The 14,439-nt window shown below is 35.9% G+C and carries 18 protein-coding genes; all 18 read left to right on the plus strand.

Annotated elements, in window-relative coordinates:
- Nucleotides 1–14 precede the first annotated feature (14 nt).
- The 18 genes from mutM (at nt 15) to N0K73_RS04450 (ending at nt 14,395) form a co-directional block, all read left to right on the plus strand.
- Nucleotides 15–848, plus strand: a complete 834-nt coding sequence (gene mutM / locus N0K73_RS04365) for a DNA-formamidopyrimidine glycosylase (RefSeq protein WP_112249616.1) — start codon at nt 15–17, stop codon at nt 846–848.
- A gap of 2 nt (nt 849–850) precedes the next feature.
- Complete coding sequence (coaE, locus tag N0K73_RS04370) at nt 851–1,450, plus strand: dephospho-CoA kinase (protein ID WP_112249617.1); 600 nt, start codon at nt 851–853, stop codon at nt 1,448–1,450.
- Between the two features lie 33 nt (nt 1,451–1,483).
- Nucleotides 1,484–1,957, plus strand: coding sequence for a transcriptional regulator NrdR (gene nrdR, locus N0K73_RS04375; RefSeq protein ID WP_057973375.1), 474 nt, complete (start codon nt 1,484–1,486; stop codon nt 1,955–1,957).
- A gap of 21 nt (nt 1,958–1,978) precedes the next feature.
- On the plus strand, nt 1,979–3,376 hold the full coding sequence (locus tag N0K73_RS04380) for a replication initiation and membrane attachment family protein (RefSeq protein WP_112249619.1): 1,398 nt from the start codon (nt 1,979–1,981) through the stop codon (nt 3,374–3,376).
- 2 nt (nt 3,377–3,378) lie between these two features.
- Complete coding sequence (gene dnaI / locus N0K73_RS04385) at nt 3,379–4,317, plus strand: primosomal protein DnaI (RefSeq protein ID WP_112249621.1); 939 nt, start codon at nt 3,379–3,381, stop codon at nt 4,315–4,317.
- Between the two features lie 328 nt (nt 4,318–4,645).
- Nucleotides 4,646–6,592, plus strand: a complete 1,947-nt coding sequence (gene thrS / locus N0K73_RS04390) for a threonine--tRNA ligase (protein ID WP_112249623.1) — start codon at nt 4,646–4,648, stop codon at nt 6,590–6,592.
- A gap of 255 nt (nt 6,593–6,847) precedes the next feature.
- Entirely contained in the window at nt 6,848–7,348 is a 501-nt protein-coding gene (gene infC / locus N0K73_RS04395; protein ID WP_057973379.1) for a translation initiation factor IF-3, read from the plus strand.
- A gap of 26 nt (nt 7,349–7,374) precedes the next feature.
- A complete protein-coding gene (rpmI, locus tag N0K73_RS04400) occupies nt 7,375–7,575 on the plus strand; it encodes a 50S ribosomal protein L35 (RefSeq protein ID WP_057973380.1) in 201 nt (66 codons plus the stop codon).
- Nucleotides 7,576–7,632: 57 nt separating this feature from the next.
- A complete protein-coding gene (gene rplT, locus N0K73_RS04405; protein WP_057973381.1) occupies nt 7,633–7,992 on the plus strand; it encodes a 50S ribosomal protein L20 in 360 nt (119 codons plus the stop codon).
- 73 nt (nt 7,993–8,065) lie between these two features.
- Nucleotides 8,066–8,725, plus strand: a complete 660-nt coding sequence (gene tenA, locus N0K73_RS04410) for a thiaminase II (protein ID WP_112249625.1) — start codon at nt 8,066–8,068, stop codon at nt 8,723–8,725.
- A 154-nt stretch (nt 8,726–8,879) separates the two neighbouring features.
- On the plus strand, nt 8,880–9,413 hold the full coding sequence (locus tag N0K73_RS04415) for a YqeG family HAD IIIA-type phosphatase (protein ID WP_057973383.1): 534 nt from the start codon (nt 8,880–8,882) through the stop codon (nt 9,411–9,413).
- Nucleotides 9,406–10,542, plus strand: coding sequence for a ribosome biogenesis GTPase YqeH (gene yqeH, locus N0K73_RS04420; RefSeq protein ID WP_112249627.1), 1,137 nt, complete (start codon nt 9,406–9,408; stop codon nt 10,540–10,542). The genes N0K73_RS04415 and yqeH overlap by 8 nt, the downstream gene beginning before the upstream one ends.
- 17 nt (nt 10,543–10,559) lie before the next feature.
- Nucleotides 10,560–10,874 (plus strand): ribosome assembly RNA-binding protein YhbY, encoded by a 315-nt coding sequence (yhbY, locus tag N0K73_RS04425; RefSeq protein WP_057973385.1) that lies wholly within the window; start codon nt 10,560–10,562, stop codon nt 10,872–10,874.
- Nucleotides 10,875–10,900: 26 nt separating this feature from the next.
- Complete coding sequence (locus tag N0K73_RS04430; RefSeq protein WP_404825121.1) at nt 10,901–11,548, plus strand: nicotinate-nucleotide adenylyltransferase; 648 nt, start codon at nt 10,901–10,903, stop codon at nt 11,546–11,548.
- Nucleotides 11,541–12,134: a bis(5'-nucleosyl)-tetraphosphatase (symmetrical) YqeK gene (gene yqeK, locus N0K73_RS04435; RefSeq protein ID WP_112249629.1), complete on the plus strand. Its 594-nt coding sequence runs from the start codon at nt 11,541–11,543 to the stop codon at nt 12,132–12,134. Before N0K73_RS04430 ends, yqeK begins: the two co-directional genes overlap by 8 nt.
- A 10-nt stretch (nt 12,135–12,144) precedes the next feature.
- On the plus strand, nt 12,145–12,501 hold the full coding sequence (rsfS, locus tag N0K73_RS04440) for a ribosome silencing factor (protein ID WP_057973388.1): 357 nt from the start codon (nt 12,145–12,147) through the stop codon (nt 12,499–12,501).
- Nucleotides 12,501–13,241 carry a class I SAM-dependent methyltransferase gene (locus N0K73_RS04445; RefSeq protein WP_112249631.1) on the plus strand — a complete coding sequence of 247 codons (741 nt, stop codon included), beginning with the start codon at nt 12,501–12,503 and terminating at the stop codon, nt 13,239–13,241. Before rsfS ends, N0K73_RS04445 begins: the two co-directional genes overlap by 1 nt.
- Nucleotides 13,242–13,252: 11 nt before the next feature.
- Nucleotides 13,253–14,395, plus strand: coding sequence for a nucleotidyltransferase (locus N0K73_RS04450; protein WP_181647322.1), 1,143 nt, complete (start codon nt 13,253–13,255; stop codon nt 14,393–14,395).
- Nucleotides 14,396–14,439 lie beyond the last annotated feature (44 nt).

The raw sequence follows: 14,439 nt of genomic DNA on the forward strand, positions 1-14,439 counted from the left end.
GAGGAGGAGATAGTATGCCAGAGTTACCAGAAGTTGAAACGGTTCGAAGAGGTCTTAGTCAGTTAGTTATTGGCAAGACAATTAAATCCATAGACGTCTTGTGGCCCAAAATTATAAATGGGGATATCATTCCTTTCAAACATGAATTAGAAGGACGGAAAATTGAATCAATTGATCGGTTGGGTAAATATTTACTTTTCCGGTTTGATAATCAAATGACAATGGTATCTCATCTTCGAATGGAAGGTAAATATTTCGTTCGCGCCACAGATGAACCAATTGAAAAACATTCACATGTTATCTTTCACTTAACCGATGACCAAGACTTAAGATATAATGATGTTCGTAAATTTGGTCGAATGCAGTTAATTCCGACCGGGCAAGAACGTGAGCTTTCGGGTCTTAAAAAATTAGGACCGGAACCGACCGAAAATGAATTTAAACTCAGCGATTTTAAGAAATATTTAGCGCGAAAACATATGTCTATTAAGCCTGTGTTACTGAACCAAGAAGCAGTTGCTGGTTTGGGAAATATTTACGTTGATGAGGTATTATGGATGAGCAAAATAAATCCAGAACAACTAGCAAATTCAATTTCCGATAGTAAATTAAGCAGTTTACGTAAAAATATTATCCTTGAATTAGCTACTGCGGTTCAAGCTGGTGGGACAACAATCAGATCTTATACCGGCGCGTTTGGTGAGACTGGACTGTTTCAATTTGACTTAAATGTTTATGGCCAAACTGGTAAACCATGCCCTAGATGTGGGACACCCATAGTTAAAATAAAGGTGGCACAACGGGGAACCCATTATTGTCCGCACTGCCAACCACTGAGGAAAGTCTAAATATGACCTATATACTTGGATTGACTGGTGGGATTGCGACGGGTAAATCAACCGTTAGTCATATTTTTAAGAATTCAAATGTGCCTGTTATCGATGCAGATATTATCGCAAGGCAGGTTGTTGAGCCAAAATCGGAAACTTTGAAAATGATTATCAATGAATTTGGTGAGAAGTATCTCATGGAAAATGGCGCTTTAAATCGTAAAAAATTAGGGAAATTAGTTTTTAATGATGGTGCGGCGTTAGAAAAGTTAAACGGTGTTATTCATCCCGCTATTAGAAAAGAGATTTTAGCGCAAATTCAGTTTCAAAAAAAATTAGGTAGTCCGGTAATCGTTTTAGACATGCCGTTGTTATTTGAACAGAATTATCAAATAATCTGTGACGCCGTTATGGTTGTTTTCGTACCTGAAACAACCCAGTTAAAACGATTAATTAATCGAGATGGCTTGACTTCCGACGAGGCGCAATTAAGAATTAAGGCACAATGGCCAATTCAAAAGAAGAAAGATTTAGCTGATTTTGTGATTGATAATTCGACAACGGTTGCCGTCACGAGGGGTCAAGTGCTAAACTGGCTTAGTAATCAAAATAATGACTAAATAAATGTAAATAAAAAATAATGAGGTGTCACAATGAAATGTCCACATTGCCAACATAATGGCTCTCGAGTCGTTGACAGTCGACCAACAGATGAAGGTCGCGTTATCAGACGACGTCGCGAATGTGAAAATTGTGAATTTAGATTCACAACATTTGAACGGGTTGAAGCTACACCATTACTTGTTATTAAAAAGAATGGAACGCGAGAAGAGTTTAACCGTGAAAAAATTCTTAAAGGGATTATCAGATCTGCTGAAAAACGACCAGTTTCAATGAAGGATATTACTCATCTTGTTGACCAAGTTGAAAATAATGTTAGAGCATTAGGCGAAAATGAAATTTCAAGTCAACTTATTGGTGAATACGTCATGGGACTACTCGCTGATGTTGACGAAATTGCGTACATCAGATTTGCCAGTGTTTATCGTCAGTTTAAAGATATGAGCGTTTTCCTTAAAGAATTGAATGAGATGATGGATCGGGATAAGACACCTACCGATAAGTAAGATTTGAAGGAATGATAATCAATGATTGAAACATGGGAAAATATGAGTCCAAAGGACGGCTACGTCGTATTAATGGATGAGAAGGTTACAAATGATGATATAGAACGATTAGACTACTTGTATCAACCTATTATGGGTGTGATTGCGAGTGGTCTATTTTCACTACTAAAGGGTGAAGCAAACCAAAATCCACAATTGTCTAATCGGAAGATGCATAACGAGTTGCTCTCATTATTGAATATTGATTTAGCAGCATTCTATGAAGCTAGAAGTTCACTTGAGGCTTTAGGTCTTTTAAAAAGTTTTGAAAAAGATGATATTATGGGAAAAGTGATGGTCTATCAATTGCGTCGGCCTTTAGAAGCGACAGATTTTTTTACAGATGACTTGCTTAGTATCCTGTTATGGGAATCAATCGGGGATACACGGTATAAAGAAATTACTGCGCGATTTGCATTACCCACATTAAAGTTAGACGGATTTAAAGAAATTTCAAAAAGTTTCTTGGATGTTTTCCAAGTTAGCCAAGTACATCTTTCTAATAAACCTGATATTATTTCTGAAAGTAAAAAGTCGTTTTTAACTAATATAAAAACTCCGCAAAAATTGATTGAATCAGACAACGTTGACTCATTTGATTTTAAATTTTTTATTGAATTATTGAAAAAAAGTTTTGTGTCTTTAGATGAAATTAATAACCAACGAGATTTGATTGTATCTGAACATCTCCTATATGGTATCGACGAGATTGAAATGGCACAGTTTATTGGTGACGCGGCTGATCTGTCAACAAATGAAGTTGATTATAATACCTTTAAGCAACAAATCGCACATAAATATAATCAACAAATTAAACTAAAAAAACAAGAAGATCCAACGAATGATGATGAACAGGATGGCGGTCATAAATCAGTTGAGACCCTAAAAAAAGTTGGCTTTTCACAAGAAGATTCGCAATTAATTCTTGCTAGCGATGCATACAGTCCCTTCGATTTTTTGAAATCATTGAAGGAGAGTAAGGGCGGCTACGTAACCGATAATGAATCTTATCTTTTACAACAACTTGTACAACGCCAAATATTTTCAAATTCGGTGATTAATATTTTGATTCATTATATTTTAATTGATCGAGACTTAGCAACGCTTAATAAATCATTTGTTGATACTATGGCCAATGACTGGTCACAGCAAAAAGTGAAAACACCTGAAGACGCGATTAATCAGGTTCGTCATTTTAATACGAAAAAAACTGAAACTAAAGTAACAAATCAGCGTCAAAGAAAAATAATAAAAAAAGAAACGTTGCCTGATTGGGCAAAGGATGATTATCAAGCACCTGAGGCGGATACTGAGATTGATAAAGCTGCATTGCAACGACAACTTGATGAGTTTAATAAAACGGCACCAAAAGGAGGATGACAATGGAGGATTTAGGGACAGAAATTAAGAAATTTCTAAAAAATGAAAACTTAAGTGAACGATATCCTAACGTGAATTATCGTGATTTGATGAAGAAAGTTTACGAAGATCCAGACGTGATTGCTTTTTTGGATAAAAACAAAGCTGAATTAACGGAGTCTAATGTTCAAAGGGCCGACGCTAAATTGTATGAATTTTTATCTGAAAAAAATAAAATTATTTTAGGTAAAGGGATGATAGCGCCCGGTTACAAACCTCAGTTGGTTTTGAATAATCATATGATTGATGTGTCTTATGTACCAACGGATGCGCTCATTGAGACGCAAAAAAGTAAGGCGTTAGCTAAGCGTGTTAAATCTATGAGTATGTCTAAAGATATTAAAAATGCAACGATGAATGATTTTGATATGGATGGGCGAGGGGATGCCCTCAGCCAAAGTCTGAAATTTATAACTGAATTTGTGGCTAATCCTAACGCCTATCATCAAGCAATGTATTTTTACGGTAGTTTTGGAGTTGGGAAAACGTATCTCTTAGGTGCTATGGCCAATGAGTTGGCTAACCGTGGCTATCAAACAACCTTAATGCATTTTCCCAGTTTTGCCGTTGAAATAAAAAATGCAATTAGTGATAATCGCGTCTACGATATGCTAAACGCTGTTAAAAAATCTGAAATTCTAATGATTGATGATATCGGCGCGGATGCAATGTCCAGCTGGGTTCGAGATGACATTTTAGGCGTTATTTTGCAGTACCGTATGCAGGAGGAATTACCAACTTTCTTTAGTTCTAACTTTTCGATGAAACAATTGGAAGATGAACATTTGCGTATTAGTCAAAAGGGCGAAGATGAACCGCTTAAAGCAAAAAGAATCATGGAACGCGTTCATTTTTTAGCAAAAGAAGTTAAAATTGTTGGTAAGAATAGACGACCTAAGTAAGATTAGTAGTTGCTAAAATGAACTAAAAATGGTTAAATAGTTATTAAATTGATACGGAAGATTACATTCTTTTTTTATGTCCGCAGGGAGAGAAAGCATAGCTGAAAGCTTTCTTGGCAGAGAATAAGTGATGACCACTTCCATAATGTTGCCTGACTTTTTGTTGGGTCGGATTGAATCCGTTAAAATCTATGGAGAAATTTTTGTTTCGGCAAAGATTTGAATTTGGGTGGAACCACGTTAATCGACGTCCCTAATACACAAGCTTATTTGTGTATTAGGGACTTTTTTTGTATCAAAAAATAGATAAATAATGGAGGAAGTTAACATGTCAAAAATAAATATTACTTTTCCAGATGGCGCAATCAAAGAATTTGATGCGGGCATTACAACAGAAGATGTTGCTAAATCAATTAGTCCTAGTTTAGCTAAGAAATCAATTGCCGGTAAATTCAACGGTGTTTTGGTTGATTACCTTCGTCCATTAGAGGCTGATGGTGCTATTGAAATAGTCACTAAAGATTCTGAAGATGGCTTGGTTGTTTTATGGCATACTGCCGCTCAAGTTTTGGCTAATGCTTTACAACAATTATATCCAGGTATGAAATTTGGAATGAGTTCTGATATTGAAAATGGATTCTATTTTGATACAGATAATGGAGAAACACAGGTCAGTGTTGATGATTTGAAAAAAATCCAAGACAAAATGAAAGCTATTGTTAAAGAAAACTTAAAAATTGAACGTCAATTAATTTCAAAAGCTGAAGCGCTTGAACTATTTGCTGGAGATCCTTATCGTGCTGAATTAGTTGTAGAAGCAACTGATGAAAATGGCCAAGTAGAAGTTTACAAACAAGGCGAATTCATTAATTTAAGTGACGGTGCTCAACTACGCTCAACAGCAGACGTTAAAATTTTCCAACTATTATCAGTTGCTGGTGCATATTGGCAAGGTAAATCAAGTAATCCAATGTTACAACGTGTTTACGGAACAGCGTTCTTTAAACAAAAAGACTTGGATGCAGAATTAGTTCGTCGCCAAGAGGCACGTGAGCGTGATCACCGTGTGATCGGTAATGACTTAGATTTATTCTTTGTAGATCCTAAAGTTGGTGCTGGATTACCTTACTGGTTGCCTAATGGTGCCACAATTCGTCGTACGATTGAACGCTACATTGTTGATAAGGAAGTTTCAAATGGTTATGACCACGTATACACACCTATTTTGGCTAACTTAGATTTATACAAAACTTCAGGCCATTGGGATCATTATCGTGAAGATATGTTCCCACCAATGGATATGGGAGATGGCGAAGAATTGGAATTACGTCCAATGAATTGTCCTTCACATATTCAAGTGTACAAGCATCATATCCGTTCATACCGTGACTTACCTATCAGAATTGCTGAATTAGGTATGATGCATCGTTATGAAAAATCAGGTGCACTTTCAGGATTACAACGTGTACGTGAAATGACGTTGAATGATGGACATACATTTGTTGCACCTGATCAAATTCAAGAAGAATTTAAAAGCGTACTTCGTTTAATGATGGAAGTTTATGCTGATTTTGGGATTGCTGATTACTCATTCCGTTTAAGTTATCGTGACCCAGCTAATACAGAGAAGTACTTTGATGATAATGAAATGTGGACTAAATCACAAAATATGCTAAAAGGTGCTATGGATGACTTAGGTCTTGATTACTATGAAGCCGAAGGCGAAGCAGCATTTTACGGTCCTAAATTAGATGTTCAAACAAAAACGGCATTGGGTAATGATGAAACATTGTCAACAATCCAATTAGATTTCATGATGCCTGAAAAATTTGAATTATCATACATCGGTGACGATGGTGAAGAACATCGTCCAGTTATGATTCATCGTGGACTTGTTTCAACAATGGAACGTTTCACTGCTTACTTAACAGAAATGTACAAGGGTGCATTCCCAACATGGTTAGCTCCTAAGCAAGTGACAATTATTCCCGTTAAGAATGATCTCCACGCCGACTATGCACATGATTTACGTGCTAATTTAGTTGCTCGTGGCGTCCGTGTAACGGTTGATGAACGTAATGAAAAAATGGGTTACAAGATGCGTCATGCACAAGTAACTAAAGTTCCTTATATTTTGGTTGTCGGTGATAATGAAGTGGCGGAGAATACCGTTTCTGTTCGTCGTCATGGTGAAGATGATTCTAATGTGTTCACAAAAGAAGACTTTATTAATAACATTTCAAAAGAAATTGCGAACTACAGTCGTAAGGCATAAAAAAGATTCGTTTCAATTGGCTTGACAAAATGTTACCAACTTGTTATGATTTAAAAGTTAAGAAAAAAGCAGAGGCTCCCGCTTCTCGCCTAAAGGGACAAAAGAGTCTCTGGGCAGAATATTATTGAAATTAAATTCCAATTAAAATGGATTTCAAGCGGGCTGTGATAATTTATTATTACTGCCCGTTTTTCTGTGCTTTTTCTCAAAAAAATTTGGAGGTGCATTGCCATAGCAGTTGATAAAGTAGACAAAATGGTCAATGAAGGTATCCGCGCGTCGGAACTTCGTTTAATTGGTGACGATGGTGAACAGCTTGGTGTTAAAACCAAACAAGAAGCATTAGATATGGCAGAAGCTGCCAATTTAGATGTTGTTGTTGTTGCTGCTAACTCGAAACCACCTGTTGCTAAGATCATGGATTATGGGAAATATCGTTTCGAATTACAAAAGAAACAAAGAGAAGCCCGTAAAAACCAAAAAATTGTTAATGTTAAAGAAGTTAGACTTAGTCCAACGATTGATATTAACGATTTCAATACAAAATTGAAAAATGCCTCAAAATTCCTTGCAAAAGGTGATAAGGTTAAAGTATCAATTAGATTTAAAGGCCGTGCAATTACGCATAAAGAAATCGGACGTGATGTCTTGAATCGCTTCGCTGATGCTGCTAAAGAAGCTGCAACAGTTGAATCAAGAGCGAAGATGGATGGACGTAGTATGTTCATGATGCTTGCACCTAAGGCTGAAAAGTAAAGCTATATTAGGAGGATATTAGGATTATGCCAAAACAAAAGACTCATCGTGCATCAGCAAAACGTTTTAAACGTACAGGAAATGGTGGCTTAAAACGTTCTAAAGCTTATACAAGTCATCGTATGCATGGTAAAACTAAGAAACAACGTCGTCAATTAAGCAAATCAACTACAGTGTCAGCATCAGATAACAAGCGTATCAAACAAATGCTTTCACAAATGAAATAATAAATATAAATTAGACAATTGATGCCATTTTAAATGGCTCAATAAGGAGGAATTTTCATGCCACGAGTTAAAGGTGGAACTGTTACACGTCAACGTCGCAAAAGAATGCTTAAATTAGCAAAAGGTTACCGTGGATCAAAACATATCCAATTTAAGGTAGCTAAACAACAAGTAATGAAATCGTACCAATATTCATTCCGTGATCGTCATCAAACAAAACGTAACTTCCGTCGTCTATGGATTGCACGTATTAACGCTGCAGCACGTATGAACGGTTTAAGTTACAGCAAGATGATGCATGGCTTGAAATTAGCAGAAATTGAAGTTAACCGTAAAATGTTAGCTGAATTAGCTGTTAAAGATTCAGCAGCATTTACTGCTGTTGCAGATGAAGCTAAAAAAGCACTAAGCAAATAATAAATTCAAGAGGGTACTTGACCAATCGTCAAGTGCTCTCTTTTTTTAATAAATTTCTGTAAAGGAGTTAAGCATGTTATTTTCAGAAAAGGTACGACGAGAATCAAATGATTGGTGGGAGCGGAGTTTTGAACATCCATTTATTAAACAACTAGTTGATGGTTCCTTACCTGCGGAGACTTTTAGATATTATTTAATTCAAGATCATTATTATCTGAAACACTTTAGTAAAATTCACCAATTAGTTGGGGAGCAATCAGATGATGCAGAAATTAAAAAATTAATGTTTGCATCTGCTGAAGGATTAGCACAGAGTGAGTCAGCAATTAGAGATGATTTTTTTAAAGAGTTAAATATTACGGATGAAGAAATTGAGCAAACCGGAATTGCACCAACTGCGTACCATTACGTATCACATATGTATCGTCAATTAGCTGAATTTAATCCAGAAGCTGCATTTTCTGGCCTTTTACCATGTGCTTGGCTCTATTTAGAGATTGGTTACAAGTTAATTGGTAAAGGCTCTCCGAATCCGATGTATCAAAGATGGATTGAAACGTATTCAACTGATGAATTTAAAGAATCCGTAGATAATCAACGACGTTCATTAGATAGAGTCGCAAAGGAATCCAGCCAAGAGACCGTTGAAGCAATGGCGAATGCGTTTAAAATAAGTAGCATTGAAGAATATAATTTTTGGGGAATGGCGCTTGATCATCAGACTTGGGAGTAAAGATATTTTCATAAACGACCAGGATTGACGAAGGTTTTGAGCGTTTCTTTCATTGTAAAGTGAAATTAAATTCAATTGTTTTCATAGAAAACATGCAATTTAAGTGAAAGTACATTATACTTAGATTATTATTCTAAAATTGAGGTAACTAAACATGCTTGAGAGATATAAACCAACCTGGATGGTTGAATCAATCTATGATTTAACGCCAGAAGATTTACAAAACCACGGCATTAAAGTTGTTATGACTGATTTAGATAACACATTAATTGCGTGGGATAATCCAAATGGAACACCTGAATTAAAGAGTTGGCTTGAGATTGTTGCTGCGGCTTCAATTCCAGTAATTGTTGTGTCAAATAACAGTCATGAGCGTGTTGAAAAGGCATTGGAACATATAGGATTGCCATTTGTTTCACGAGCACTGAAGCCCTTTACAAAAGGAATAAACCAAGTTAAAGATGAATTTAAGATGGATAACCAAGATTTAGTCTTAATTGGTGATCAGTTAATGACCGATATTGCTGCAGCTAATAATGCGGGAATTAAAAGTATTTTGGTGAAACCGCTTGTTGAATCTGACGCTTGGAATACGAAACCTAATCGTTTCATTGAAAAAAGAATTAAAAATCATTTGATTAAAAAACATGACTTTAAAACTAAATGGGGGAATTCATTGGATGACTGACATAATCGAAGTACCAGAAGTTGACGAAGATCTTTTTTGTATTGGTTGCGGCTCGAAAATTCAAAGTGAAAACGTTGATGAGTTGGGCTATACACCTAAGTCTGCGGTAAAAAAAGGACTTGAAACAAATGAATTATATTGCCAAAGATGTTTTAGATTAAGACATTACAACGAAATTGCTGACGTTAAGTTAACAGATGATGATTTCTTAAAATTATTGAATCAAATTGGTAGCGCTGATGCGTTAATCGTTAATGTTATTGATATTTTTGATTTCAATGGTAGTTTAATTCCTGGGTTACACCGTTTTGTAGGTGATAATCCCGTGTTAATGGTTGGAAATAAGGCTGACTTATTACCTAAATCATTAAGACGCTCGAAGTTAAAAGATTGGATGAGACAACAAGCTAACTTACAAGGATTGAGACCTATTGATGTTGCATTAACAAGTGCGACGAAGAATTTTGCGATTGATGAGTTGTTGGAATTAATTGAAAAATATCGTGAAGGTCGTGATGTTTACGTCGTTGGGGTAACTAATGTTGGTAAATCAACGTTAATCAATCAAATTATCAAACAAAGAACGGGTATTCAAGACTTAATAACAACGTCAAGATTCCCAGGAACGACGCTTGATAAGATTGAAATTCCACTGGATGATGATCGTGCTTTAATAGATACCCCTGGGATTATTCATCAGGATCAAATGGCCCATTATTTATCTGGTAAAGCATTAAGATTAGTTTCTCCACAAAAAGAAATTAAACAACGTGTTTATCAGTTAAATGATAATCAAACGTTGTTCTTTGGGGCTGTTGCTAGATTTGACTACATTTCTGGTGGAACACCAGGAGTTGTCGTGTATCTTGATAATGATTTAATGATTCATCGAACAAAAACAGAATCGGCAAGCGAATTTTATGAAAAACATGCTGGCGGTTTGTTAAACCCACCAACAGATGATGAAATGGTTGATTTCCCAGAATTAGTCCGTTTTGAATTCAAAGCAACACAAAAAAGTGATTTAGTTTTTGCTGGTCTTGGATGGGTAACCATCAATGAAGGTGCAAAAGTCGCTGGCTGGGCACCAAAAGGTGTTTCAGTTCTTTTACGAAAAGCAATGATATAAGAGGAGTTAACTAACATATGACATTAAGAGGCAAACAAAAAAGATATTTACGCAGTCAAGCACATCATTTACGTCCACTTTTCCAAGTTGGAAAAGAAGGCGTATCGATTAGCTGGTTAAACCAGATCCGCGAAGCAATTGAAAAACGTGAATTAATTAAAATTAACATGTTACAAAATGCTTCAGTTGATACAAATGAAGTCCGTGTTTTCATCGAATCTAACAGTTCGATTCAAGTTGTTCAAGTAATTGGACATACTTTAGTTCTTTATCAAGCTGCAACAGATGTTGAAAATCGCGATATCTCTGATAAGGTTAATTTACTCGCTTAATTTAAAATTATGAGGAGGTTTTTGACTTGACCATTCAAGTACAAAAATTAAAAGAAATTAATTTAGTCACGGAATTTAAAACAGCCCCCATATTGGCTAGCGAAAAAAAACGCGTTGGTATTCTCGGAGGAACGTTTAATCCACCTCATATGGGACATTTAATAGTTGCTGATCAAGTTTGTCAACAACTGGGATTAGATGAGATTCGATTTATGCCGGATGCTATGCCACCACACGTAGACAAAAAAGAAGCGATTGATGAAAAATATCGTCTTGATATGGTCAATCAAAGTATTGCCGATAATGCTAATTTTAAAATAGAAGATGCTGAGCTGAAACGTGGAGGCGTTAGTTTTACGTATGACACAATGATTGCCTTGAAAGCTGAACATCCAGAGAATGATTATTATTTTATTATTGGTGGCGATATGGTTGCTTATTTGCCTAAATGGTCCCGTATCGATGAGTTAGTAAAATTAGTTAATTTTGTTGGTGTAAAACGAACGGGATTTGAACAAAAGAGTCCATACCCGATACTCTGGGTAGATGTCCCAACAATTGATATTAGTTCGACTCAAATTCGAGATAAGATAAAAGAAGGACGTTCAATTAATTATTTAGTCCCTAAAGCTGTATCTGACTACATTGAGAAAGAAGGCTTATATCGTGAGTAATTTAGCTTATTCTAAGAACCTTTTCAGTGGAACTAGAGAAGAATTAGTACAAATTTTAAGAGATACTTTAAGTGAAAAAAGATTTCAACATGTATTAAATGTTGAAAAATCAGCAATCGAACTTGCTGAACGTAATAATGGTGATAGAGAGAGAGCCAGTATTGCAGGGTTAATTCATGATTATGCCAAGGAACGATCGGATGAAACATTTATCACGGTAATTAAACAAAAGCACTTGGATCCCGATTTATTGAATTGGGGGAATGCCATCTGGCATGGTATTGTCGGTGCTGAGTTAATTCATGACGAATTAGGTATTTTAGATAATGAAATATTGACTTCAATTGTGAAGCACACAACGGGGGATGTCGATATGACTTTGTTGGATAAAATCGTCTACGTGGCCGATTTTATTGAAGAAAGTCGGACTTTCCCCGGAGCTGTTGAAGCACGTAAAATTGCGACTGTAAACTTAGATACAGCCGTTGGGTTTGAAACGAAACACACACTAAGTTATTTAATTGATACCGATAAAAAAGTGTATCCTAAAACAATTTTGACCTTTAATAAATGGGTCGCAGAATAGAGGAGTAATAATGAATAGTATAGAAAAATTAGAAGTTGCAGTTAAAGCTGCTGACAGTAAACGTGGCGAAAAAACGGTAGCTATTGATGTTCATGAAATTAGCCTATTAGCAGATTATTTCATGGTAACGCAGGCTGATTCAGCTCGCCAAGTTAAAGCAATTGTCAAAGAAATACAAGACCAAGAAGAACTTGCAGGCGTTGAAGTTCGTCGTATTGAAGGACGTAACTCAACTAGCTGGGTTTTATTAGACTTTGGTGATTTAATTGTTCATGTATTCAAAACTGAATCACGTGAATTTTATGATCTTGAAAAATTCTGGTCTGAAGGCGCATCTGTTGATTTATCAGCTTGGATTGAAGAATAATGATTTACACCACCTTTTCAAAATTATATGATCAATTAATGGATCCTGATTTATATGATTCTTGGCAGACATTTGTCGAGGCACAAGTTCCCAATAAAAAAACAGAGATACTTGAACTAGCTTGTGGTGCAGGACAGTTAGCTATCGCGTTAACGCAGTCGGGTTATTCAGTTGTCGGGTTAGACCTATCTGAAGAGATGTTATCAATTGCTGATCAACATGCACAAGATGCTAACGTGTCTTTACCGTTGCTACAAGGCGATATGATGGATCTAGAGGATTTGGAGTTACCACAATTTGATGCGGTGACTTGTTTTGCTGATTCTTTTTGTTATCTACCTGACGCTCAGTCTGTGGGCAAAGTTTTTAAATCAATCCATGGCCTATTACGAACGGATGGTCGGTTTATTTTTGACGTGATATCAACGCACCAAACAGATGATATTTATCCGGGGTATATGTATAACTACCAGGATGATAGCCAGGCTTTTTTATGGTCGACTTTTCAAGATGAACAACCACATAGCGTCGTTCATGAATTAACTTTTTTTGTTAAAAATGAGAGTAATGATCAATTTGAAAAAATCACTGAAGATCACCATGAAAGAACGTATTCTGTTGAAACGTACACTGAACTCTTAAAAAATGCCGGATTTAAAAATATTCAAGTTTCTGCTGATTTTGGTACAAGTAAAATCGATGATAAAACAACAAGATTGTTTTTTGTCTGCGATAAATAGGAGTGAGACGTTTGGATACTACGGGGGTTATCGTTGAATATAATCCATTTCATAACGGGCATTTGTATCAAATTAATCAAATAAGAGCACAATATCCTGATACAACGATTGTTGCCATTATGAGCGGGCAATTTTTGCAGAGGGGTATTCCAGCGGCACTTGATAAAGAAAGCCGTACAAGGCAGGCATTACAGTCTGGTGTAGATTTAATGATTGAGTTACCCGTTGCGTTTTCTGTCCAACCGGCCGATTTATTTGCTAAAGGCGCAATTAAGTTATTATCGGGGATGAAAGTTACTCGGCTTGTGTTTGGCGCCGAGCATCCAAAATTAGACTTCAAGTCTATCGCAGTTAAAATTCAAAATATAGATGGTGATTTTAATCAATATAATGAAACTTATGCCAGTCAGTATCAACAGGCTGTTTTTGACAGAACAGGTATTCATATTGATGAGCCAAATGATTTGTTGGGTCTGGCATATGCTGAAGCCTGTTTATCAGAAAAATCTGAGATTCAATTGTGTCCTATTCAACGGATTGGTGCAGGCTATCATGAAACTATATTTAATGATTCACAAGAGATTGCAAGTGCCACTGCGATTAGATTAGCAGTTAGAAATCAAGAATCCATTGAAAATGTCGTTCCGTGGCAGACACAAATTGATTCAAAAAATGAAAAATGGATTGATTGGCATGATTTTTGGCCTTATCTTAAATATCAGTTGAGTCTGCTAACGCCTGAGCAATTATCGACGATTTATGGTGTGTCTGAGGGAATCGAGTACCGATTACTACAACAGTACGAGAAATTGCCTGAAGACGCTAGTTTCGATGATTGGGTCCATGCAGTAAAGTCAAAAAGAGTAACGTATACAAAAATTTCAAGGCTCGCAACTTACGTTTTATTAAAAATAAATAAAAATGAAATTGACAAACAATACAAGCAGCCTTATTATCATGTCTTAGGGTTCTCAAAAAGAGGTCAGAGTTTACTTAATTATTTGAAGAAGGAAGTCCCATATCCAATACTAACTAAAATTAGTAAAAAAGATAAAGAGGGTCTTTATTCTTTAGATTATCGAGCAGGGATTATTTATGGCTTAGTTAGCCATAAGGAATCTGATCTTTTTAGATACCCCGTGCAAATTAATTAACAACCTGTCAAGGAAATATCATTGACAATGTTTTTAATCACAGG

The sequence above is a fragment of the Dellaglioa algida genome, from assembly GCF_030127605.1.
GTDB lineage: Bacteria > Bacillota > Bacilli > Lactobacillales > Lactobacillaceae > Dellaglioa > Dellaglioa algida.

Bases quoted from the DNA above. Each gene is read 5' to 3' on its own strand.
- mutM (WP_112249616.1), top strand. From the start codon at position 15: ATGCCAGAGTTACCAGAAGTTGAAACGGTTCGAAGAGGTCTTAGTCAG.
- coaE (WP_112249617.1), top strand. From the start codon at position 851: ATGACCTATATACTTGGATTGACTGGTGGGATTGCGACGGGTAAATCA.
- nrdR (WP_057973375.1), top strand. From the start codon at position 1,484: ATGAAATGTCCACATTGCCAACATAATGGCTCTCGAGTCGTTGACAGT.
- N0K73_RS04380 (WP_112249619.1), top strand. From the start codon at position 1,979: ATGATTGAAACATGGGAAAATATGAGTCCAAAGGACGGCTACGTCGTA.
- dnaI (WP_112249621.1), top strand. From the start codon at position 3,379: ATGGAGGATTTAGGGACAGAAATTAAGAAATTTCTAAAAAATGAAAAC.
- thrS (WP_112249623.1), top strand. From the start codon at position 4,646: ATGTCAAAAATAAATATTACTTTTCCAGATGGCGCAATCAAAGAATTT.
- infC (WP_057973379.1), top strand. From the start codon at position 6,848: ATGGTCAATGAAGGTATCCGCGCGTCGGAACTTCGTTTAATTGGTGAC.
- rpmI (WP_057973380.1), top strand. From the start codon at position 7,375: ATGCCAAAACAAAAGACTCATCGTGCATCAGCAAAACGTTTTAAACGT.
- rplT (WP_057973381.1), top strand. From the start codon at position 7,633: ATGCCACGAGTTAAAGGTGGAACTGTTACACGTCAACGTCGCAAAAGA.
- tenA (WP_112249625.1), top strand. From the start codon at position 8,066: ATGTTATTTTCAGAAAAGGTACGACGAGAATCAAATGATTGGTGGGAG.
- N0K73_RS04415 (WP_057973383.1), top strand. From the start codon at position 8,880: ATGCTTGAGAGATATAAACCAACCTGGATGGTTGAATCAATCTATGAT.
- yqeH (WP_112249627.1), top strand. From the start codon at position 9,406: ATGACTGACATAATCGAAGTACCAGAAGTTGACGAAGATCTTTTTTGT.
- yhbY (WP_057973385.1), top strand. From the start codon at position 10,560: ATGACATTAAGAGGCAAACAAAAAAGATATTTACGCAGTCAAGCACAT.
- rsfS (WP_057973388.1), top strand. From the start codon at position 12,145: ATGAATAGTATAGAAAAATTAGAAGTTGCAGTTAAAGCTGCTGACAGT.
- N0K73_RS04445 (WP_112249631.1), top strand. From the start codon at position 12,501: ATGATTTACACCACCTTTTCAAAATTATATGATCAATTAATGGATCCT.